Origin of the sequence: uncultured Massilia sp. (assembly GCF_913773735.1) — a bacterium.
Taxonomy (GTDB): Bacteria; Pseudomonadota; Gammaproteobacteria; order Burkholderiales; family Burkholderiaceae_D; genus Telluria.
The window spans coordinates 143,887-165,576 of record NZ_CAJYEB010000022.1; the positions used below are offsets into that span (position 1 = coordinate 143,887).

Here is a 21,690-nt window from a genome sequence, read left to right on the forward strand (position 1 = left end):
GCCGGCAGGGAGGCCGGCAGGGAGGCCGGCAGGGCGGGCGGGCCGGCGCGGCCGGCCCGCGGGCGTCAGCGGAACGCGTAGTTGACGCTGGCGTAGAAGCGCCGTCCGCGCGGATCCGTGTAGGTCGGGTCGTAGCCGGACAGGAAGTAGTAGGCCTGGTTCGAGTACGGCGGGCTGCGGTCGAACAGGTTCTGCACGCCGGCGCGCAGCTTCAGGCCCGGGTTGAACACGTAGGCGGCCGACAGGTCCCACAGCGAATACGCCTTGACGCGGTTGGCGGCCACCACGCTGCCGTCGTCGATGTTGATGGCGGTGTTCTGGTCCTCGTAGCCGCTCGACCAGGTGTTCGACAGCGAGGCCGACAGCGGGCCGCGCTCCCAGTCGACGGTCAGCGTATGGCGCCAGCGCTGCACCACGCTGTCGGTGACGAAATGGTTCAGGTTGCTGACGTAGGCGTCGCCCGGCGCGTTCTGGATCTTCGAGTCCAGCACGTAGGTGCCGTTCAGGCGTCCGCCGAAGCGGCCGACCGGGGTGTCGACGCCGCGCACCGTGACCGCCAGGTCCAAGCCCTTGGCGATCTGGGCGCCGCGGTTCTCCTTGCGCAGCTCGACGTAGTCGATGATGCCGTCCTCGTCGCGGTGCACCAGGTCGCCGTACTTGGCCAGGTTGCCGAGAATGATGTCGTCGCCGATCTCGCTGATCAGGTCCGTCCGCTTGATGTTCCAGTAGTCGAGCGAGGCGTTGACGTGGCGGCCGGCCGCGAACACCGCGCCCAGCGAGAACTGGCGGCTGCGCTCGGGCTTCAGGTCCGGGTTGCTGTAGCGGCGCGTGTCCCAGTTGTCGGCGCAGTCGGCGTAGTTGTTGTCGACCGTGGCGCAGTACACCGGGTCCGGCAGGGTGGCCGTGCTGCTGTAGACGGTCGGGCGATGCAGCTCGGTCATCGACGGCGCGCGGAAGCCGCGGCCCGCGGAGCCGCGCAGCAGCACGCCGTCGGTCGGGCGGTAGCTCAGGCCGATCTTCGGGCTGGCGGCGCCGCCGACCTGCTGGTAATGGTCGTAGCGCGCCGACAGCTGGGCTTCCCACTGCCTGGCGAAGGGCAGCAGCACCTCGCCGTACACCGCCTTGATATTGCGGCTGTCGTGGGTCGCGCGGCCGCCTTCGGGCGCGGCGTCGTTGTTGATGTTGTCGCTCAGGAGCAGGGCGGACGGGGTGAAGTCGTTGCGCTCGCGGCGCAGCTCGCCGCCCACCGCCACCGCGAGGTCGCCGCCGGCCATGGGCAGCAGGGCGCGCGAGAGTTTGACGTCGAACGAATCCATCGTGCCGCGCGCATGGCGTACGTCGTCGTTCACCTGGATGCTGTCGAGCAGCGCCTTACCTTCCGGGCCGGACGGGCCGAACGGGTTGATGCGGCCGTCGGCGATCCCCTCCAGCAGCTCGTTGTACAGCACGTAGCCGTGCGTGTCCTTGTCCTTGACGGTGTTGACGCTGTGGTTCAGCGCCGTGTCGTAGTCCCAGCCGGCCACGGTGCCGGTCAGGCCGGCCACCACGCGCACCCCTTCGCTGGTGAGGGTGCTGGTGCGGCGCCCGGCTTCGCTCAGGCGCATGCGCAGTTCCAGTTCGCCGGGGATGTCGTCGTCGAGCTGGTCCAGGCCGGTGTTCGCCAGTTGCGGCACCTTGCGGTAGTCGATGTAGCCGGTCACGCGCGCCGAGGAGCCGACGTAGTTGGTCCTGGCGCGCGCCAGCGCGATTTCCGCATAGGCCTGGTGGCCGCCGCCGAGCTTGAGCACGCCGCGCGAGAGCAGGCTGGCCTTGTCCGACTTCGGATACAGCTCGGTGTCGTTCATGTAGTTGTAGGTGCAGGCGTCGACGCCGCCGGTGCCGTTCGGCAGGTAGACGTTGTCCGGCGCCGCGCAGCCGGGAACCGACAGGTTGATCAGGCGGTTGGTGATCGGCTGGCCGTTGATCGTGAAGCCGATGTCCTGCAGGTGGTCGCGCTGCGCCGAGGTCAGGCGGATGTTGGCCGGGCCGGTGTAGCCGGACAGCAGGTGGCCGAGGCGCTGCTCGACCTGCAGGCCCTGGATGAACTTGCGCTGCGACGTGCTCAGCGCGTCGGTGCGCTGGAAGTCGGCCACCGCGAACACGTTGTAGCCGTCGCGTTCCAGGTCGCCCTTGCCGGCCGCGATGCTGGCGGTGCGCTTGCCGGCGCCGCCCTCGCGGGTCTTGAGGCCGTAGGCGTTCAGCTCCAGGCCCTGGAAGTCCTTGCGCGTGATGAAGTTGATGACGCCGCCGATCGCGTCGGTGCCGTACAGCGCGGAGGCGCCGTCCAGCAGCACCTCGACGCGCTCGAGCGCGGCGGCCGGGATGTTGTTCAGGTCGACGCCGGTGTCGTCGCCGGGCGAGGCGAAGTTGGCCATGCGGCGGCCGTTGAGCAGCACCAGGGTCGACGAGGTGCCGATGCCGCGCAGGTTGGCGCTGTTGAAGCCGCGCTGGTCGCCGCCCACGTTGATGCTGGCGCCGTCGGTCAGGCCGCCCACGTTGGACGAGATGCGCGTCATCAGTTCGGCGGCGGTGGTCACGCCGGCCTTCTCGATCTCGGCGCGGGTCACGGTCTGCACCGGCAGCGCCGTTTCCGCCAGCACGCGGCGGATCGCCGAGCCGGTGATCTCCACCGTCGCCATCTTGTCGCCCGTGCTCGTCGCGCTGTCCTGCGCCGCTTCCTGGGCCGCCGCCTGGCCCGACAGCGCGCCGGCCGCGATCCATGCACCCCCGAGTATCGCGCCGCGGACGGCGCGCGCTGCCACTGTCATCTTGGTGTTCATCTGCTCTCCGCGACGGTCCGTGCCGCCGTTCAATCGTTTTGTTGAATGCGTTTATGACGAAACGAAATTCGATTTCCGTTCATGATGTCATCATAGTGGAAGCGAGGTTCCATATTTGCAATTTTTCCAAAAATGTCGTGACGGCGTTGTATGGATTCGACAAGATGGGGCGCGCCGGCCGCATGCTATACTCGGCCCACCATGGTCCGCCGCCTCGCCCACCGCTGCCTGCACGTCCTCATGCTCGTGATGGCCTTCCAGCTCAGCTGGAACGTCGTGACGGCGTACTGCATGCACGAATCGGGCCGCGCCGCGAACCACCTCGGGCACCACCGGCATGCCGCCGACGCCGACGAACTGGCGCACGCCGCCGACGCGCCCGATCCCGCCAAGCCGTCCGCCGTGCACGACGTGCACTGCGTCTCCTGCGCACACATCGCGCTGGCGGCGCCGGACCTCGCCGCGTTGCCGTTCGGCCCGGGCGCCGGGGCCGCCGCGCCGGCCGGCGCGCCGGCGCTGCCGGCCTCCGTCTTCGCACCGCCTCCCGAACGTCCCCAATGGGCCGGCCGCGCCTGATCCGCGGCTGACCCGGTCCCTGCGACCCCGCTTCACCGATATCGCACGGCGCGCTCGCGCGCGCCCTGGGCTGCCGCCGGCTATGTCATCCCTATCGTCACCGGAGTCATCATGCAATCCATGCACCTCGTGCTGGGGGCGGCGCTGCTGTCGTGGCAGGCCGCCGTCCCCGCTGCCCATGCGATGGGGCAGCAATCCGTATCGACCTCCCCGCCGGCGCTGACGCTCGAGCGGGCCGTCGCCATGGCCATGGCGGCCAACCCGTCGCTGCGCGCGGCGACACGCGCGGTCGGCATCGCCGACGGCGCCGTGCTGCAGGCCGGCGCGCGCCCCAATCCCGAACTGTCGGTGTCCACCGAAGGCACCGAGCGCCGGACCCGTACCGAGACGGCCCAGCTCAGCCAGGTGCTGGAGCTGGGCGGCAAGCGCGCGGCCCGTGTCGCCGTCGCGCGGCAGGAGCGCGGCGCCGCGCTGGCCCAGGTCGCCGTGCGCCGCGCCGAACTGCGCGCCGACGTCGTCGCGGCCTACCTCGACGCGCTCACCGCGCAGGAACGCCAGGCGCTGGCGCTCGCCGCGGTCGACCTGGCGCACCGCGCGACGCTGGTCACCGGCCGGCGCGTGGCCGCCGGCAAGCTGTCGCCGGTCGAGGAAACCCGGTCGGCGGTCGCCGAAGCGGGCGCCCGCCTCGACCTCGAGCAGGCCCGCGCCGACCTGGCCCTGTCCCGGCGCCGCCTGGCGGCGCTGTGGGGCGCGACCGCACCCTTCACGCAGGCACTGGACGAACCGGATGCGGCGCTGCTGCGGCTGCCGCCCTGGGACGACCTGCAGGCGCGGCTGGAGGACGCGCCGCAGCTGCGCGCGGCGCACGCGGCGCTGGACGGGCACGCGGCCCGGGCGCAGCTGGAACGCACGCGCCGCGTCCCGGACGTGACGCTGAGCGTGGGCGCCCAGCGCGAGCGCGACGCGGGACGCAGCCAGGGCGTGCTCGGCGTCGCCGTGCCGCTGCCGCTGTTCGACCGCAACCAGGGCAACCTGCTGGCGGCGCTGCGCCGCACCGACCAGGCGCGCGACGAGCTCGAGGCCGAGCGCCTGCGCCTGCGCGCGGCGCTGGCCGACGCCTACGAGCGCGCGCAGCTCGCCGCCGCCCAGCAGGACGCGCTGCGCGAGCGCATCGTGCCCGCGGCCCAGGGTGCCTACGACGCGGCCGTCACCGGCTTCGAGCTCGGCAAGTTCGCGTTCACCGACGTGCTCGACGCCCAGCGCACGCTGTTCCAGGCCCGCACCCAGGCGCTGCGCGCGCTGGCCGACCGCTACCGCGCGCTCGCCGAGCTGCAGCGCCTCGTTCCCACCCGCCCCGCCGACGCGGATGCCGACTACCATGAAGGAGCGCTCCGATGACCGCCCCGCAGCAGGCAAGACCCTGGAAAGCCGTCGCGGCGATCGTCGCCGTGGGCGTGGTGCTGGCCGCCGCCATCCTGTCATGGAAGACCGGGCCCGCGGCCTCCGGCGGGGCCGGGCACGCGGATGCGCCCGCGGCAAGCGCGCCGTCCGGTGCGCCCGCAGCCGACGAGGTGGTGCGCCTCGACGCGGCGCAGATCGCGCGCGCCGGCATCGCGTTCGCGGTGGCGGGACCGGCGACCATCGCCACCAGCGTGCGCCTGCCGGGCGAGGTGCGCTTCGACGACGACCGCACGGCGCACGTGGTGCCGCGCCTGCCGGGCGTGGCCGAGGCGGTGCCGGCGCGGCTGGGCCAGTCGGTGCGCAAGGGGCAGGTGCTGGCCGTCATCTCCAGCCCGCAACTGGCCGAGATGCGCAGCACCCTGGACGCGGCGCGCACGCGGCTGGCGCTGGCGCGCACGCTGTACGAGCGCGAGAAGACGCTGTGGCAGGACCGGATCTCGGCCGAGCAGGATTATTTGCAGGCGCACCAGGCGTGGCAGGAAGCGGAGATCGCCGTGCGCAATGCCGAGTCCAAGCTGACCGCGCTGGGCGTGGCGCAGGGGGCGGAGCCGGCCGGCGCCCTCAACCGCTACGCGCTGCGCGCGCCCTTCGACGGCATGATCGTCGAGAAGCACATCAGCCTGGGCGAGGCGGTCAAGGAAGACGCCAACGTGTTCCTGCTGTCGGACCTGGCGCGGGTCTGGGTCGACGTGATCGTCACGCCGCGCGACCTGGACGCCGTGCGCGTGGGCGCCGATGCGCGGGTGACGGCGGCGGCGACCGGGGCGAGCGCCACCGGGCGGGTCGCCTACGTCGGCGCGCTGGTGGGCGAGCAGACCCGCTCGGCCAGCGCGCGCGTCGAGCTGCCCAACCCGGGACTGGCCTGGCGCCCGGGACTGTTCGTCGACGTCGAGCTGGCGCAGGCGCCGCGCCAAGTGGTGGTGGCCGTACCCGCGGCCGCGCTGCAGACGGTCGAGGACCGGACGGTCGTGTTCGTGCGCGGCGCGCAGGGCTTGCGCGCGCGCCAGGTGACCGTCGGCGCCGCCGACGGCAGGTTCGCCGAGATCCGCGCCGGCCTGCGCGCCGGCGAGACCGTCGCCGCCGCCGGCAGCTTCGTCCTGAAGGCGGAACAGGGCAAGGACGGTGCCGACCATGGCCATTGAGCAGAACCCATCCATGTTCGAGCGCATCATCCTGGGCGCCATCCGGCAGCGCTGGCTGGTGATGGTCGCCGCGCTTGCGCTGGCGGCCGTCGGCGTCCACGGCTACCAGCGCCTGCCGATCGACGCGGTCCCGGACATCACCAACGTCCAGGTCCAGGTCAATACCGCGGCCGAGGGCTACGCGCCGCTGGAAGTCGAGCAGCGCGTGACCTACCCGGTCGAGGCGGTGCTGGCCGGCCTGCCGGGGCTGGAGCAGACCCGTTCGCTGTCGCGCTACGGCCTGTCGCAGGTCACCGCCGTGTTCCGCGACGGCACCGACCTGCATTTCGCGCGCCAGCTGGTCAACCAGCGCCTCCAGGAAGCCCGCGCCGGGCTGCCGCCGGGCGTGACGCCGGCCATGGGCCCGATCTCGACCGGCCTGGGCGAGATCTACCTGTGGACCGTCGAGAGCGCGCCGGGCGCCAGGAAGGCCGACGGCACGCCGTACACGCTGGCCGACCTGCGCGAGGTCCAGGACTGGATCGTCAAGCCGCAGCTGCGCCAGGTAGCGGGCGTCACCGAGATCAACACGATCGGCGGCTACGCGAAGGCGTACCACATCACCCCGGATCCGGGCCGGCTGAGTTCCTACGGCCTGACGCTGGCCGCGGTGGCCGAGGCCATCGAGCGCAACAACGGCAACGTCGGCGCCGGCTACATCGAGCGCGGCGGCGAGCAGTTCCTGGTGCGCGCGCCGGGCCAGGTGCGCAGCCTGGACGACATCCGCGACACCGTCGTCGCCCACGTGCGCGGCGTGCCGGTGCGCGTGCGCGACGTGGCGCAGGTGGGCCTGGGACGCGAGCTGCGCACCGGCGCGGCCACCGAGAACGGGCGTGAGGTAGTGCTGGGAACGGCGTTCATGCTGGTCGGCGAGAACAGCCGCACCGTGGCGCGCGCGGTGGCGCAGCGGATCGACCGGGTGGCCGCCACGCTGCCGCCGGGCGTGCGCCTGGTCTCCGTGTACGACCGCACGACGCTGGTCGACAAGGCCATCGCCACCGTCAGGAAGAACCTGCTGGAAGGCGCGGCGCTGGTCGTCGCCATCCTGTTCCTGTTCCTCGGCAACCTGCGCGCCGCGCTGGTCGCGGCGCTGGTGATCCCGCTGGCGATGCTGTTCACCTTCGCCGGCATGGCCGCGTACGGGGTCAGCGCCAACCTGATGAGCCTGGGCGCGCTGGACTTCGGCATCATCGTCGACGGCGCCGTGGTGATCGTCGAGAACTGCGTGCGGCGCCTGGCGCACGCGCAGCGGGAACGCGGGCGCGCGCTGACGGCGCCGGAGCGCTTCGCGCAGGTGTTCGAGGCGGCGCGCGAGGCGCGCCGGCCGCTGCTGTTCGGCCAGCTGATCATCATGGTGGTGTACCTGCCGATCTTCGCGCTGGGCGGCGTCGAGGGCAGGATGTTCCACCCGATGGCCATCACCGTCGTGCTGGCGCTGGCCGGGGCGATGCTGCTGTCGGTGACCTTCGTGCCGGCCGCCGTCGCCCTGTTCCTCGGCGCGCGCGTGGCGGAGCGCGACAACCGCCTGGTGGCGCTGGCGCGCTCCGCCTACGCGCCGCTGCTGGCCGCGGTGCTGCGCAACGGCGCGGCGGTGGCGACGGCGGCCGTGGTGCTGGTGGTCCTGTCCGGCCTGCTGGCCACGCGCCTGGGCAGCGAATTCATTCCCCACCTGGACGAGGGCGACGTCGCGATGCAGGCGCTGCGCATCCCGGCCACCAGCCTGAGCGCGTCGCTGGAGATGCAGAAGGCGCTGGAGACCGGCCTGACGGCGAAGTTCCCCGAGATCGAGCGGGTGTTCGCGCGCACCGGCACGGCGGAAATCGCGTCCGACCCGATGCCGCAGAACGTCTCGGACGGCTACATCATGCTCAAGCCCGAGTCGGCCTGGCCGGCGCCGAAGAAGACCCGGGCCGAGCTGGTGGCGGCGATCCGCGCCGAGGCCGGGCGCTACGCCGGGAACGCCTTCGAGTTCTCCCAGCCGATCCAGCTGCGTTTCAACGAGCTGATTTCCGGCGTGCGCAGCGACGTGGCCGTGAAGGTCTATGGCGACGACATGGCGGTGCTGGCCCGCGCCGGGGCGCAGGTCGCCGCCGTGCTGCAGCGCATTCCCGGCGCGGCCGAGGTCAAGGTCGAGCAGACCGAGGGCCTGCCGATGCTGTCGGTGGCCGTCGTGCGCGAGACGGCGGCGCGCTACGGGCTGAACATCGCCGACGTGCAGGAGGCCGTCGCCGCCGCCACCGGCGGGCGCCGTGCCGGCGTCGTGTTCGAGGGCGATCGCCGCTTCGACATCCTGGTGCGCCTGCCGGAGGCGCTGCGCGGCGACGTCGACGCGCTGCGGCGCCTGCCGATCGCGCTGCCGGCGGGCGCCGACGGCAAGGTGTCCTACGTGCCGCTGGCCGAGGTGGCGACGCTGGCGTTCGCGCCGGGCCCGAACCAGGTCAGCCGCGAGGACGGCAAGCGCCGCATCGTGGTCGGGGCCAATGTGCGCGGGCGCGACGTCGGCAGCTTCGTGGCCGAGGCGCAGGCGGCGATCGCGCGCACGGTGGCGCTGCCGCCGGGCTACTGGACCGGCTGGGGCGGCACCTTCGAGCAGCTGCAGTCGGCCACGCGGCGCCTGGCGCTGGTGGTGCCGCTGGCGCTGGCGCTCGTGCTGGCGCTGCTGTTCCTCATGTTCGGCAACCTCAAGGACGGCCTGCTGGTGTTCACCGGCATCCCGTTCGCGTTGACCGGCGGCGTGGCCGCGCTGGCCCTGCGCGGGATCCCGCTGTCGATCACGGCGGCGGTCGGCTTCATCGCGCTGTCCGGCGTGGCGGTGCTGAACGGCCTGGTGATGATCTCGTTCATCCGCGCGCTGCGCGCGCGCGGGATGGGGCTGGACGAGGCGATCGTCGAGGGCGCGCTGGTGCGCCTGCGTCCGGTGCTGATGACGGCGCTGGTCGCGTCGCTGGGCTTCGTGCCGATGGCGCTGGCCACCGGCACCGGCGCCGAGGTGCAGCGGCCGCTGGCCACGGTGGTCATCGGCGGCATCCTGTCGTCGACCGCGCTGACGCTGCTGGTGTTGCCGCTGCTGTACCGCATGGCGCACCGCCGCGCCGGGCCCGCGGCCCAGGGTGTCGCGGCGGGCTCCGCGCACGGCGGCGAGCCGGGCTGGTAGCCCGGCGGCGCCACGGTGGCGCCGGTGGTGGCCATGGGCCGCTGCACGCGCGGGTCCACCGGCGGCGTCCCGCCCTGGTCGATCATCGGCGTCGGCGCCAGGTCGTCGATGCGCACGTGCTGGTCGGTCACCGGGGCGCCGAGCAGCAGGCCGCCCGGCCTGTCGCGGAACACCGCGTCGCGCCCGGGCTGGTGCCATCCAGCTCGCGCGCCGCGGCTCAGGCGGACGCGCCGTGGACCTCGCCGTCCGCCGGCACGGGAATGCGCAGCGTCGCCCGCAGCCCCGGCCGGTTGTCTTCCAGCAGCAGCGCGCCGCCGTGCAGGCGTGCCACGGCCGACACCACGCTCAGGCCGAGGCCGACGCCGGGCGTGCCGCGGCTGGCGTCGCCGCGGTAGAAACGCTGCGCGACCTTCGGCCGCTCGGCCTCGGCGATGCCGGGGCCGTCGTCGGCCACGGCCAGCTCCACGGCGCCGGCGCGGCGCCGCGCCGAGATCGCGATGGTGCCGCGCTGTGGCGCATACTTGAGCGCGTTCTCCACCAGGTTGCCCAGCGCCTGGGCCAGCAGCACCGGGTCGCCGGTGGCCTGCAGCACGCCCTCGGGCGCGAACGTCAGGGCGATGTCCTTCAGTTCCGCCACCGGCAGGTAGAATTCGGCCACCTCGGCGCCGAGCCGCCCGAGGTCGACCGAGACGAAGCCGCCGCGCCGGCTGCCGCTGTCGATCTCGGCCAGGCGCAGCAGCGCATTGAACACGGCCATCACCCGGTCGACGTCGTCGATGGCGGCGTCGATCTCGGCGAACGCCTGCTCGGCCGGCGGCCGCTCGACCGCCAGTTCTTCCAGGCGCGCGCGCAGTTCGGACAGCGGCGTGCGCAGGTCGTGCGCGATGGCGTTCGAGACGTCCTGCACGCCGGTCACCAGCTGCTCGATCTGGTCGAGCATGCGGTTCACCGTGCGCGTCAGCAGCTGCAGCTCGTCGCCGTCGCCGGGGCCCGGCTCCGGCAGGCGGCGCGACAGCTTGCCCTCGATGATGGCGGCGGTGGTCTGGCCGATGCCCTGCACGCGCGCCAGCAGCGCGCGCCGGACCAGTACCGCGCCCAGCACCGCGCCCGCCACCACGGTGGCGGCGCATCCCAGCAGGCCGTAGGCGAACAGCCGCTCCAGCTCCTCGAAGCGGTGGGTATTGCTGGCGACGAGCAGCCGGTAGCCGCCGGCGAGGGTGACGCGCACCAGTTCGACGCTGCGCGGCGCGCCGTCCACGCGGATCGCCAGCGTGCAGACGCCGTCGCGCTCCGGCACGCCGTCCGGCCAGCGCGCCAGGTTGCCGGCCAGGCGGGCGCCGTCCGGTCCGACCAGCAGCATGCTCTTGCTGATGCCGTCGATGGTGCCGATGACCTGGGTGTCGATGGCGGCGGCCAGCGCCTGCGGCCCGCTGCGCTCGAACAGGCCGGCCAGGCGCGTGGCGTCGGACTTGATCAGCTCCGTGCGCACCTGCTGGATGTTGGTGTGCCAGGCGTACCACAGCGGCGCCGCGAACATGGCCAGCACCAGCAGGGTGCCGGCCGCGTAGGCGACGGCGACGGTGCGCGCCGAAAAGCCGGGCAGCCGCATCCGGGACGGCCGCGACAGGGACGGCCAGCTCATGGCCGGTCGGTCAGCATGTAGCCGGCATTGCGCACGGTGCGCAGCAGCGGCGTGTCGAAGCCGGCGTCGATCTTCTGGCGCAGCTTGCTGATGTGGACGTCGATGACGTTGGTCTGCGGGTCGAAGTGGTAGTCCCAGACGTTCTCCAGCAGCATGGTGCGGGTCACGACCTGGTTGGCGTGGCGCAGCAGGTAGGCCAGCAGCTTGAATTCGCGCGGCTGCAGCGCGATGGCGCGGCCGCCGCGCACGACCTTGTGCGCCAGCATGTCGACGCTCAGGTCGGCCAGCGCCAGCGTGGTTTCCGGCGCCTGCGACTGGCTCTGCGAGCGGCGCAGCAGGGCGTCCAGGCGCGCCAGCAGCTCGCCGAACGCGAAGGGCTTGACCAGGTAGTCGTCGCCGCCGCGCTTGAGCCCCAGGATGCGGTCGTCCACGCCGTCCAGCGCCGACAGGATCAGGATCGGCACGCCGTTGCCCTGGGCGCGCAGCGCGGCGACGATGGCCAGGCCGTCCACGCCGCCGGGCAGCATGCGGTCCATGACGATGGCGTCGTAGGTCTCGCTGACGGCCAGGTACAGGCCGTCGCGGCCGTTGTCGGCATGGTCGACCGTGTGCCCGGCCTCGCCCAGCCCTTTCTTGACGAAGCGCGCGACGCGCTCGTTGTCTTCGACCAGCAGCAGTTTCATGTCAGCTCGCCTCCCGTTTTTCCAGCGCGACGGCGGGCGCGGCGCCCGGAGCGTCGGCCCCGGGCTTGCCCAGGCGCCCGGCGATCAGCACGAAGAACAGCGGGATCAGGAAGGTGGCCAGGAAGGTCGCCGTCAGCATGCCGCCGATCACGCCGATGCCCAGCGCGTTCTGGCTGCCCGAGCCGGCGCCGCTGGCCAGCGCCAGCGGCAGCACGCCCAGCACGAAGGCCATCGAGGTCATGACGATCGGGCGCAGGCGCAGCTTGGACGCTTCCAGCGCCGCCTCGACCACGCCGCGGCCCTGCAGCTGCAGCTCGCGCGCGAATTCCACGATCAGGATCGCGTTCTTGGCCGACAGGCCGATGGTCGTGAGCAGGCCGACCTGGAAGAACACGTCGTTCTCCATGCCGAAGGCGCTGGCGGCGCCGAGCGCGCCCAGCACGCCGACCGGCACCACCATGATGACCGACACCGGGATCGCCCAGCTCTCGTACAGCGCGGCCAGGCTCAGGAACACCACCAGGATCGACAGCGCGTACAGCAGCGGCGCCTGGTTGCCGGCCTGGACCTGCTGCAGCGAGATGCCGCTCCACTCGAAGCCGATGCCGGCCGGCAGCTGCCGCATCAGGCGCGTCATCGTGTCCATCGCCTCGCCGGTGCTGTGGCCGGGGGCCGGCTGGCCCTGGATCTCGGCCGACTCGATGCCGTTGTAGCGCTGCATGGAGGGCGAACCCCAGCTCCAGTGCGCGCTGGCGAAGGCGGAGAAGGGCACCATGTCGCCGGCCTTGTTGCGCGCGTAGAGCAGCTTGATGTCGTCCGGGTTCATGCGGAACCGGGCGTCGGCCTGCACGTAGACGCGCTTGATGCGGTTGTCGGTGTCGAAGAAGTTGTTGACGTAGCGCGAACCCCAGGCGGTGGCGAAGATCTGGTCGACGTCGGACAGGTTCACGCCCAGCGCCGCGGCCTTCTCGTGGTCGATCTCGATCTTGTAGGTGGCGTTGTCGGGCTGTCCCGAGAAGCGCACGCGCGCCAGGCCCGGCTCCTGCTTCGCCAGTTCCAGCAGGCGGTCGCGCGCCTGCGCCAGGGCGTCGTGGCCCAGGCCGCCGCGGTCCTGCAACTGCAGCGAGAAGCCGGTGGCGGAACCCAGGCCGCGGATCGCCGGCGGCTCGACCGGCGTCACCTGGGCGCCCTGGTAGCCGGCGTAGCGCGCCGCGATGCGCTCGCTCAGCGCCGCCACGGTCGAGGCGTCGCCCTTGCGTTCGTCCCACGGCTTCAGGCGCACGAACAGGCGGCCCTGGTTCTGGCCGCGGTTCGGCTGGCTGGCGCCGTTGGTCATGAAGGTGGAGTCGACCAGCGCCGCCTCGTCCTTCAGCAGGTACTGGTTGACGTCTTCGAGCGCCTTGCCGGTCATTTCCGTGGTGCTGCCGGCCGGGGTCTGGACCTGCACGAACATGTAGCCCTGGTCTTCCTTCGGCAGGAAGCCGCCCGGCAGGCGCGCGAACAGCAGGGCGACCACGCCGATCAGCACCACGTACAGGATCATCCACAGGCCGCGCCGGTCGAGGATGCGGGTGACGCCGCCCAGGTAGCGGTCGCGGCTGGCTTCGAACGCGCGGTTGAACCAGCCGAAGAACCCGCGCTTGTGCGCATGGCCGGGGTCGGGCTTGCGCAGCAGCGTGGCGCACAGGGCGGGCGTGAGCGTCAGCGCGATGAACACCGACAGCAGCATCGAGGCCACCACCGTCAGCGAGAACTCGCGGTAGATCGCGCCCACGGTGCCGCTGGAAAAGGCCACCGGCACGAACACGGCCGACAGCACCAGCGCCACGCCGATCAGCGCGCTGCTGATCTGGCCCATGGCCTTCTGCGTCGCCTCCAGCGGCCCGAGGCCGTCCTCGTGCATCACGCGCTCGACGTTCTCCACCACCACGATGGCGTCGTCCACCAGCAGGCCGATCGCCAGCACCAGGCCGAACATCGACAGGGTGTTCACCGTGAAGCCCAGCGCCGCCATGATGCCGAAGGTCCCCAGCAGCACCACCGGCACCGTGATCGACGGGATCAGGGTGGCGCGCACGTTCTGCAGGAACAGGTACATCACCAGGAACACCAGCACGATGCCCTCGATCAGGGTCTTGAGCACCTCGTGGATCGAGACCTCGATGAACGGGGTGACGTCGTTCGGGTAGACCACGCGCAGGCCGTGCGGGAAGAAGGGCTTGAGCTCGTCCAGGCGCTGGCGCACGGCCTGCGCGGTGGCCAGGGCGTTGGCGCCGGGCGCCAGCGAGATGCCCAGGCCGGACGCCGACTTGCCGCTGTAGCGCGTGTCGACGTTGTAGTTTTCCGGGCCGAGCGCGACGCGCGCCACGTCGCCGATGCGCACGCTGGCGCCGTCCGGCTGCACCTTCAGCAGGATGCGGCGGAACTGCTCGGGCGTGCGCAGCAGGCTGGCCTGGCTGATGGTGGCGTTCAGCGCCTGGCCCGCCACCGCCGGCACGCCGCCCAGCTGGCCGCCGGAAACCTGTACGTTCTGGGCCTGGATGGCGGCGTTCACGTCCAGCGGCGTGAGCGCGTAGCTGCGCAGCTTGACGGGGTCGAGCCAGATCCGCATCGCGTACTGGGTGCCGAACAGGTTCATGCTGCCCACGCCGGGAATGCGGCTGAGCGGATCCTGCACGTTCGAGGCCACGTAATTGGCGATGTCGAACTTGGTCATGCTGTCGTCGTCGGAGACGAACGCCGCCACCATCAGGAAGTCGCTGGTCGACTTGGTCACGCGCAGGCCCGACTGCTGCACGTCGGCCGGCAGGCGCGGCACGGCCGACTGCAGTTTATTTTGTACCTGGACCTGGGCGATGTCGGGATCGGTGCCGGCCGCGAACGTCAGCGTCGTGGTCGACTGGCCGGTGTCGTCGCTGGAGGACGCCATGTAGAGCAGGTTGTCGATCGCCGTCATCTGCTGCTCGATCACCTGCACCACCGTGTTCTGCATGGTCTCGGCCGAGGCGCCCGGGAACGACGCGGCGATCTGCACCGTGGGCGGGGCCACCGGCGGGTACTGCTCGATCGGCATGCGGTGCAGCGCCAGCGCGCCCACCAGCATGACGAGGATGGAGATGACGATCGCGAAGATCGGCCGGCGGATGAAGAATTGTGCCATCGGCCGGCTCCTCAGCGCTGCGCCGTGGCGGGCGCCGCCGCCGGCGCGGCGGCGGCGTCGCGCACCTTCACCGCGATGCCCGGCCGCAGCTTCTGCACGCCGCTGACGACCACCCGCTCGCCCTCCTGCAGGCCGGCGTCGACCAGCCACTGGCCGTCGACCAGGGCGCCGGTGCGGATCGTGCGCTGCACGGTCTTGCCGTCGGCGCCGACCAGCATCACGGTCGCCAGGCCCTGCTGGTTGCGCGTCACCGCCGGCGCCGGCACGCGCAGCGCGTTCTGGCGCACGCCCTGGCTGACCGCGGCGTGCACGAACATGCCCGGCAGGAGCAGGTGGTCGGGGTTCGGGAAGCGCGCGCGCAGCGTGACCGAGCCGGTGGCCGGATCGACGTTCACGCCGCTCACTTCCAGCGTGCCGGTGCGCGCGTAGGTGCTGCCGTCTTCCAGCCGCAGGCTGACCCGGGCGCGGTCCGGGCCGTCCATGCGCACGTTGCCGGCGGCGATCTCGCGGCGCAGCGCCAGGCCCTCGACGCTGGACTGCTGCAGGTCGACGTACATCGGGTCGATCTGCTGGATGGTCGTCAGCAGGGTGGCCGAGCCGCCCTGCACGTAGGCGCCCTTGGTCACCTGCGAGACGGTGCTGCGGCCGGCGATCGGCGCGCTGACGTTGGTGTAGCCCAGGTTGATGCGGGCGGTGGTCGCCGCGGCCCTGGCGCCGGCGACGTCGGCGGCGGCCTGCTGCTCGTCGGCCTTGGCGTCGTCGTATTCTTGCTTGCTGATCGCATTGCTGCCGACCAGCGCATCGTAGCGCTTGCGCTTCGCGCCGGCCGTCGCCAGGTTGGCCTCGGCGCGCAGCAGGGCGGCCTGGGCGCTGGCCAGCGCGGCCTGGTAGGGCGCCGGGTCGATGCGGTACAGCGGCTGGCCCTGGCGCACGTCCGCGCCCTCGACGAAGCTGCGCTCCTGCACGATGCCGTCGACCCGGGCGCGCACCTCCGCCAGCAGGAAGGGCGCGGTGCGGCCCGGCAGGTCGACGCTGAGCGGCACGCTCGCCGGGCGCAGCGTCAGCACGGTCACTTCGGGAACGGGGGCGGGGGCGGGCTTGTCGTCGCGCTTGCAGGCGGACAGCGCCAGGGTAATGGCGGCGCCGGCGGCGATCGCCAGCGCGCTGCGGAACCGGTGGGTCATCGGAGGCATGGAGTCGGTGGTCGGGTTGGCGAGGATGGATCTGGAACTGCACTATGCCGTCCCGCGCCTTAAACGGGGGTGAGCAATTCATTAAATTTCGTTAATGTTAGCGCGAGACGTCCTTGCCGGGGGCGGGGCCATGCGTTCCTGCCGTGCGCGCCTCGCGGCGGCGCCCGCCCTATAATCGACCTTTGCCTGTTGACAATCTTTCCGGCCCGCGGTCCTGCATGTTCTGGCGCTTTCTCATCGCAATGTTCTGTGCCTCCAGCGTCGGCATGGCGGCGTTCGGCATCGCCATGCACGTGATCGAGGCCGCCCGCACCCGCGACGCGCTCGAATCGCCCGCCTTCGTGACGCATGCGCGCGCCTCCTTCGTTGCCGCCGCGCCGCTGCTGCGCGCCGCGGCGCGCGACCCGGCCGCCTGCGCGTACGGGCTGCGCCTGCTGCTGGCCGACCTGCTGCCGCCCGGGACGCTGCCCAGCGACGGCGCCAATGCCCTGGCGCGGCTGCTGGCCGACGGACGCGCCGCCGTCACCTACGTCGACGCCGGGGGCGCCGCCTGCACCTATCCGCGCGGCGTTCCCGCCGTGGACGTCGCGCCGACGCCCGGCGGCGCGGTCCGCACGGACACGGGCCGCAAGCGCGGCTACCGCGCCGCGCTCGACGCGGGCGGCGCGCGCCTGGCCTTGCGCCTGCGGCTGCACGGGCCGGTCGGCGCCATGGCCCATTCGCCCAGCGCCACCTGGACCGTCGGTTTTTCCTTCATCGTCGTCCTGAACCTGCTGTGCGCGCTGACGCTGGTGCCGCTGCTGGTGCGGCGCATCCGCCGCGCCCAGCGCGCGGCGCGCGCCTGGACGCATGGCGACACCCGTACCCGCATCGTCGACGCCACGCCCGACGAATTCGGCGACCTCGCGCGCTCGTTCAACCGCCTGGCCGACTCGTTCGAGGAAGTCATCCGCGTCAAGCAGGACCTGGCCGCGGCCGAGGAACGCAACCGCCTGGCGCGCGAACTGCACGACACGGCCAAGCAGCGCGCCTTCGCCCTCAGCCTGCAACTGACGGCGCTCAAGTCCGCCGCCGCGACGGCGCCCGGGCAGCGCGAGCACCTCGTCGCCACGTCGGTGCGGCTGGTGCGCCAGCTGCAGAGCGACCTGGCCGGCGTGATCCAGCGCCTGTCCGGCGCCACGCTGGCCGAGCGCGGCGTGCGCGCGGTGCTGGCCGAGGAAGTGCCGGCGCTGCTGGGCGGCGCCGGCATCGGCTGGACGCTCGACATCCCCGACGCGGTCGACGCCGCGCTGCGCGGCGCCCCCCACGTCACGCAGCAGGTGCTCCTGATCGCCATCGAAGCCGTCGCCAACGCGCGCGAGCACGCGCACGCACGCGCCCTGGCGGTGACGCTGTCGGCCAGCGGCGCCGGCTACCTGCTGGCCGTGCGCGACGACGGCCAGGGGTTCGACCCGCGCGCGGGCGCCGGCGTCGGCATGGGCCTGGTGAACATGCGCGCCCGCGCGCACGCGCTGCCGGGCGGCGCCTTCCACGTCGACAGCGGTCCCGGCGCCGGCACCCGCGTGAGCGTTGCCTTCCACCTCGAACCGGAGAAAGTCCCCGCCTGATGTCCACCGTCCTTCCTTCGCGCCAGGCCGCCGCGGCGCCGTCCATCCTGCTCGTCGACGACCACGCCGTGGTGCGCGAGGGCCTGGCCAGCCTGCTGGCCATCTCCGGCCAGTACGGCGAGATCGTCCACGCCGCCGACGGCGACGGCGCGATCGCGGCGGCCGAGCGCGCGCGTCCCGACATCGTCGTCATCGACCTCCTGATGCCGGGCATGCCGACGGCGGGCGCGATCCGCATCCTGCGCGCGCTGCTGCCCGCGGCGCAGATCGTCGTGCTGACGTCGAGCCAGGACCGCAAGGCCGCCTTCGCCGCGCTGGAGGCGGGCGCCCAGTCCTTCCTGCTCAAGTCGATGGGCGGCGACGAGATCCTCGACGCGCTCGCGCGCATCGCCGCCGGCACGCCGGTGATCCATCCGTCGGTCACCGCCGGCATGGTCGACATGCTGCGCACGCGCGGCGCGCGCCAGGACCCGTTCCACGCACTCACCCCGCGCGAACTGGACGTGCTGGCCGAACTGGCCAAGGGCGCCAGCAACCTGCGCATCGCGGCCTCGCTCGACATCACCGAGCGCACCGTCAAGGCCCACGTCAGCAGCGTGCTGGCCAAGCTCGGCCTGCACGACCGCACCGAGGCCGTTGCCTTCGCCTGGCGCCACGGCCTGGTGACGGCAGCCGACACCGACTGACGCATCGGCCGCGCGGCCGACCGGATATTGTACTTTCGTACAAGGTCGGTCCCAATCGTGCGCATTAGCATAAATGCATCTATTCCGCATGGATCCCGACGCATGCGGTGGATCGACATCGACTAAAGGCCAACACCATGACACGCACGACTTCCGCCACTTCCTTCTTCCGCACCCTCCCGCTGGCCGCTTGCGCGACCCTGTCGCTGCTGGGCGCCAGCAATGCCGCCTTTGCCCAGGCCGCGCCGGCGCTGGACCGCTTCAGCATCGCCGCCGGCGGCTTCTACGTCGAACCCAAGGTCAAGGTGGACGCCGAGACGCAGTACGGCAACGTGCGCACGCCCGAAGGCGAGGCCGACCACACCACGCTGCCGCGCGTGAAGGCCGAGATGCTGATCGGCGATTCGCACGGCCTGTCGCTGGACTACTTCCGCTACCACAAATCGTATTCGCCGGAGTACGCCGGCAGCGCCGTCGTCGACGGCCAGACCGTCACCGGCAGCGCCAGCGGCAGCGCCAAACTGGAACTGGACCTGGCCAAGCTGGCCTACAAGTTCTGGATGGGCCGCGGCAACGATGTCTTCGGCGTCGGACTGGGCGCGGCCTACTACCGCGCCGCCTACGACGGCCGTGGCACCGCCACCGCGACCACGAGCGCCGGGGTGTCCGAGACCGTCGACTTCAGCGGCCACGACAGCGAGAGCGCGTTCGCGCCGCTGGTCGAGCTGGCGTGGCGCCACCAGTTCTCGCCGCAGCTGCGCATGGTGGCCGAGGCCTCGGGCATCAAGAAGAACGGCGGCCGCATCAACGGCCACATCTACGGCGGCTCGCTCGGCCTGGAATGGTATCCGGTGCAGAACGTCGGCCTGATGGTCGACTACGGCACCCAGAAGATCTCCCTGAACCGCGACGCCGAGCGCGACGCCAGCCTGGACGTGCGCCTGACCGGGCCGTCGGCCTACCTGAAAGTGCGGTTCTGACGCCGGCCTGCCCACCGCCGCGCGGTCCTTTCCGGTGCGGGAGGCCGCCGGCACTTGCGCGTGCGTGCATCCGTACGCACAATAGGGCGACGGGCTTGGCCCGGTTCACGTCCTGTCCATGATCATTTCCTCCGCCACCGACTACCGCGAAGCCGCCCGCCGCAGGCTGCCGCCGTTCCTGTTCCACTACCTCGACGGCGGCGCCGGCACCGAGGGCACGCTGCGCGCCAACGTCGGCGACCTGCAGCAGGTGGCGCTGCGCCAGCGCGTGCTCAAGGGGTCCGCGCAGCTCGACCTGGGCACGACATGGTTCGGCGAGCGCCACGGCCTGCCGCTGGCGCTGGCGCCGATCGGCCTGGCCGGCATGTACGCCCGCCGCGGCGAGGTGCAGGCGGCGCGCGCCGCCGCGGCGCGCGGCATCCCGTTCATCCAGTCCACCGTGTCCGTGTGCGCGCTGGACGAGGTGGCCGCCGGGTGCGAGCGCCGTGCCTGGGCCCAGCTGTACGTGCTCAAGGACCGCGGCTTCATGCGCGACTACCTGGAACGGGCGCGCCGGCTGGGCGTGCGCACGCTGGTGTTCACCGTCGACATGCCGGTGCCGGGCGCGCGCTACCGCGACGCCCATTCCGGCATGAGCGGCCGCCACGGCCCGCTGCGCCGCATGTGGCAGGCCGTGCGCCGTCCGCGCTGGGCCCTCGACGTCGGCCTGCTGGGGCGGCCGCACGACCTGGGCAACATCTCGGCCTACCGCGGCAACCCGACCGGCCTGGCCGACTACATCGGCTGGCTGGGCGCCAACTTCGACCCCGGCATCGACTGGGCCGACCTGCAGTGGATCCGCGACGAGTGGGACGGCCCGATGGTCATCAAGGGCATCCTCGACGCCGACGACGCGCGCGCCGCGCAAGCCTTCGGCGCCGACGGCATCGTGGTGTCGAACCACGGCGGACGCCAGCTCGACGGGGCGCTGTCGACCGCCAGGGCGCTGCCGGCGATCGCCGCCGCCGTCAAGGGCGAGCTGACGATCTTCGCCGATTCCGGCGTGCGCACGGGGCTGGACGTGGTGCGCATGCTGGCGCTGGGGGCGGACGGGGTGCTGCTGGGGCGGGCCTATGTCTATGCGCTGGCGGTCGGCGGCGCGGCCGGCGTGGCGAACCTGCTGGCGATCTTCGAGAAGGACATCCGCACCGCGATGGTGCTGACCGGGGTGAAGTCGGTGGGAGACATCGGGCCGCAGATCCTGGCCGCCGGCGCGCCCGGCTGAGCCGGGGGAGCGCTGCCGGCCGCCACGCGGCGCCCCATGCGCCGCCGGTGGCGCCACATGGGGTATAAAGGAACGCATCCGGTCGCGCACGTCATCGCACCGTTCGGCTGCGGCAACGCCTGTTGCCGCACTTGCCATCTTGGCGTTTCGACCATCCCGGCGGCGCCTGTGTAAGATGGCGGGTCCGGCCGATTCGAACCGAACGAGAAAGAGGAGAAACATGTTCAACCCATCAGACCATCCGCACCGCCGCTACAACCCGCTGTCGGGCGACTACGTGCTGGTCTCGCCGCACCGCGCCAAGCGCCCGTGGCAGGGCCAGCAGGAAAAAGTCGACGACGGTCCGCGCCCGGCGCACGATCCGACGTGTTACCTGTGCGCGGGCAATACCCGCGTCAACGGCGTCAAGAATCCGGACTACACGGGCACCTATGTGTTCGAGAACGATTTCGCGGCGCTGCTGCCCGACACGCCCGAGGCCGAACCGTCCACCGATCCGCTGTTCCAGACGATGAGCGTGCGCGGTACCAGCCGCGTGATCTGCTTCTCGCCGGACCACGGCAAGACGCTGCCGGAACTGCCGCTGCCGGCGATCGAACAGGTGGTCGACACCTGGTGCGCCCAGACCGCGGAGCTGGGGCAGACCTACCGCTGGGTCCAGGTATTCGAGAACAAGGGCGCCGTGATGGGGTGCTCGAACCCGCACCCGCACGGCCAGGTCTGGGCGTCGAGCTTCGTGCCCAACCTGCCGGCGGCGGAAGACCGCAAGCAGCGCGACTACTTCGCTGCGCACGGCCGCCCGCTGCTGCTGGACTACGCGCAGCGCGAGGCCGAGTCGGGCGAGCGCACCGTCGTGCAGACCGCGCACTGGCTCGCGGTTGTACCCTACTGGGCGAGCTGGCCGTTCGAGATCCTCCTGCTGCCGCGCTTCGCCGTGCGCCGCCTGGAAGACCTGGCGCCGGAGCAGCGCGCCGACCTGGCGCTGGCACTCAAGCTGCTCACCACCCGCTACGACAACCTGTTCCAGACCTCGTTCCCGTACTCGATGGGCTGGCACGGCGCGCCGTACGACGGCAGCGACAGCGCACCCTGGCAGCTGCACGCCCACTTCTATCCGCCGCTGCTGCGCTCGGCGACGGTGCGCAAGTTCATGGTCGGTTTCGAGATGCTGGCCGAGGCCCAGCGCGACCTGACCCCGGAACAGGCCGCCGACCGGCTGCGCGCGCTGCCCGACGTGCACTATCTGCATGCCGTCGACCCGACCCAACCCTGAACATCCGACAA

At 72.1% G+C, this 21,690-nt stretch carries 14 protein-coding genes; 9 read left to right on the forward strand and 5 right to left on the reverse strand.

Annotated features, from left to right (window positions below; translation table 11 throughout):
- Positions 1-65: 65 nt before the first annotated feature.
- Positions 66-2,819, reverse strand: coding sequence for a TonB-dependent receptor (locus tag QZ749_RS09410; protein ID WP_296945788.1), 2,754 nt, complete (start codon positions 2,817-2,819; stop codon positions 66-68).
- A gap of 201 nt (positions 2,820-3,020) precedes the next feature.
- Here QZ749_RS09410 and QZ749_RS09415 point away from each other — a divergent pair, with 201 nt between their 5' ends.
- The 4 genes from QZ749_RS09415 (at position 3,021) to QZ749_RS09430 (ending at position 9,191) form a co-directional block, all read left to right on the forward strand.
- Positions 3,021-3,395 carry a hypothetical protein gene (locus QZ749_RS09415; RefSeq protein WP_296945790.1) on the forward strand — a complete coding sequence of 125 codons (375 nt, stop codon included), beginning with the start codon at positions 3,021-3,023 and terminating at the stop codon, positions 3,393-3,395.
- A 111-nt stretch (positions 3,396-3,506) separates the two neighbouring features.
- Complete coding sequence (locus QZ749_RS09420; protein WP_296945792.1) at positions 3,507-4,793, forward strand: TolC family protein; 1,287 nt, start codon at positions 3,507-3,509, stop codon at positions 4,791-4,793.
- A complete protein-coding gene (locus QZ749_RS09425; protein ID WP_296945794.1) occupies positions 4,790-5,998 on the forward strand; it encodes an efflux RND transporter periplasmic adaptor subunit in 1,209 nt (402 codons plus the stop codon). Before QZ749_RS09420 ends, QZ749_RS09425 begins: the two co-directional genes overlap by 4 nt.
- Positions 5,999-6,011: 13 nt before the next feature.
- Positions 6,012-9,191 (forward strand): efflux RND transporter permease subunit, encoded by a 3,180-nt coding sequence (locus QZ749_RS09430; protein ID WP_296945796.1) that lies wholly within the window; start codon positions 6,012-6,014, stop codon positions 9,189-9,191.
- A gap of 217 nt (positions 9,192-9,408) precedes the next feature.
- Here the strand turns inward: QZ749_RS09430 and QZ749_RS09435 are convergent, their stop codons facing one another.
- Genes QZ749_RS09435 through QZ749_RS09450 form a run of 4 tightly spaced genes read right to left on the reverse strand, consistent with a single transcriptional unit; the run spans position 9,409 to position 15,869 of the window.
- The gene (locus tag QZ749_RS09435) at positions 9,409-10,833 is read right to left on the reverse strand and encodes a HAMP domain-containing sensor histidine kinase (protein WP_296945798.1); all 1,425 of its coding nucleotides are present in this window, start codon (positions 10,831-10,833) and stop codon (positions 9,409-9,411) included.
- Entirely contained in the window at positions 10,830-11,516 is a 687-nt protein-coding gene (locus QZ749_RS09440) for a response regulator transcription factor (RefSeq protein ID WP_296945800.1), read from the reverse strand. Before QZ749_RS09440 ends, QZ749_RS09435 begins: the two co-directional genes overlap by 4 nt.
- 1 nt (position 11,517) lies before the next feature.
- On the reverse strand, positions 11,518-14,676 hold the full coding sequence (locus QZ749_RS09445) for an efflux RND transporter permease subunit (RefSeq protein ID WP_296945801.1): 3,159 nt from the start codon (positions 14,674-14,676) through the stop codon (positions 11,518-11,520).
- A gap of 11 nt (positions 14,677-14,687) precedes the next feature.
- Positions 14,688-15,869: an efflux RND transporter periplasmic adaptor subunit gene (locus tag QZ749_RS09450; protein WP_296945803.1), complete on the reverse strand. Its 1,182-nt coding sequence runs from the start codon at positions 15,867-15,869 to the stop codon at positions 14,688-14,690.
- Positions 15,870-16,111: 242 nt separating this feature from the next.
- On the opposite strand from QZ749_RS09450, the gene QZ749_RS09455 reads away from it, so the two are divergent.
- From QZ749_RS09455 to QZ749_RS09475, 5 genes are all read left to right on the forward strand, one after another.
- Positions 16,112-17,476 carry a histidine kinase gene (locus QZ749_RS09455; protein WP_296945804.1) on the forward strand — a complete coding sequence of 455 codons (1,365 nt, stop codon included), beginning with the start codon at positions 16,112-16,114 and terminating at the stop codon, positions 17,474-17,476.
- Positions 17,476-18,162 (forward strand): response regulator transcription factor, encoded by a 687-nt coding sequence (locus QZ749_RS09460; RefSeq protein WP_296945807.1) that lies wholly within the window; start codon positions 17,476-17,478, stop codon positions 18,160-18,162. Before QZ749_RS09455 ends, QZ749_RS09460 begins: the two co-directional genes overlap by 1 nt.
- Positions 18,163-18,299: 137 nt before the next feature.
- Positions 18,300-19,142, forward strand: a complete 843-nt coding sequence (locus QZ749_RS09465) for a hypothetical protein (protein WP_296945810.1) — start codon at positions 18,300-18,302, stop codon at positions 19,140-19,142.
- 118 nt (positions 19,143-19,260) lie between these two features.
- Complete coding sequence (lldD, locus tag QZ749_RS09470) at positions 19,261-20,406, forward strand: FMN-dependent L-lactate dehydrogenase LldD (RefSeq protein ID WP_296945811.1); 1,146 nt, start codon at positions 19,261-19,263, stop codon at positions 20,404-20,406.
- Positions 20,407-20,626: 220 nt separating this feature from the next.
- The gene (locus tag QZ749_RS09475) at positions 20,627-21,679 is read left to right on the forward strand and encodes a UDP-glucose--hexose-1-phosphate uridylyltransferase (RefSeq protein WP_296945813.1); all 1,053 of its coding nucleotides are present in this window, start codon (positions 20,627-20,629) and stop codon (positions 21,677-21,679) included.
- Positions 21,680-21,690 lie beyond the last annotated feature (11 nt).

Bases quoted from the DNA above. Each gene is read 5' to 3' on its own strand.
- QZ749_RS09465 (WP_296945810.1), top strand. From the start codon at position 18,300: ATGACACGCACGACTTCCGCCACTTCCTTCTTCCGCACCCTCCCGCTG.
- QZ749_RS09455 (WP_296945804.1), top strand. From the start codon at position 16,112: ATGTTCTGTGCCTCCAGCGTCGGCATGGCGGCGTTCGGCATCGCCATG.
- QZ749_RS09425 (WP_296945794.1), top strand. From the start codon at position 4,790: ATGACCGCCCCGCAGCAGGCAAGACCCTGGAAAGCCGTCGCGGCGATC.
- QZ749_RS09415 (WP_296945790.1), top strand. From the start codon at position 3,021: ATGGTCCGCCGCCTCGCCCACCGCTGCCTGCACGTCCTCATGCTCGTG.
- QZ749_RS09420 (WP_296945792.1), top strand. From the start codon at position 3,507: ATGCAATCCATGCACCTCGTGCTGGGGGCGGCGCTGCTGTCGTGGCAG.
- QZ749_RS09410 (WP_296945788.1), bottom strand. From the start codon at position 2,819: ATGAACACCAAGATGACAGTGGCAGCGCGCGCCGTCCGCGGCGCGATA.
- QZ749_RS09450 (WP_296945803.1), bottom strand. From the start codon at position 15,869: ATGCCTCCGATGACCCACCGGTTCCGCAGCGCGCTGGCGATCGCCGCC.
- lldD (WP_296945811.1), top strand. From the start codon at position 19,261: ATGATCATTTCCTCCGCCACCGACTACCGCGAAGCCGCCCGCCGCAGG.
- QZ749_RS09435 (WP_296945798.1), bottom strand. From the start codon at position 10,833: ATGAGCTGGCCGTCCCTGTCGCGGCCGTCCCGGATGCGGCTGCCCGGC.
- QZ749_RS09430 (WP_296945796.1), top strand. From the start codon at position 6,012: ATGTTCGAGCGCATCATCCTGGGCGCCATCCGGCAGCGCTGGCTGGTG.
- QZ749_RS09445 (WP_296945801.1), bottom strand. From the start codon at position 14,676: ATGGCACAATTCTTCATCCGCCGGCCGATCTTCGCGATCGTCATCTCC.
- QZ749_RS09440 (WP_296945800.1), bottom strand. From the start codon at position 11,516: ATGAAACTGCTGCTGGTCGAAGACAACGAGCGCGTCGCGCGCTTCGTC.
- QZ749_RS09475 (WP_296945813.1), top strand. From the start codon at position 20,627: ATGTTCAACCCATCAGACCATCCGCACCGCCGCTACAACCCGCTGTCG.
- QZ749_RS09460 (WP_296945807.1), top strand. From the start codon at position 17,476: ATGTCCACCGTCCTTCCTTCGCGCCAGGCCGCCGCGGCGCCGTCCATC.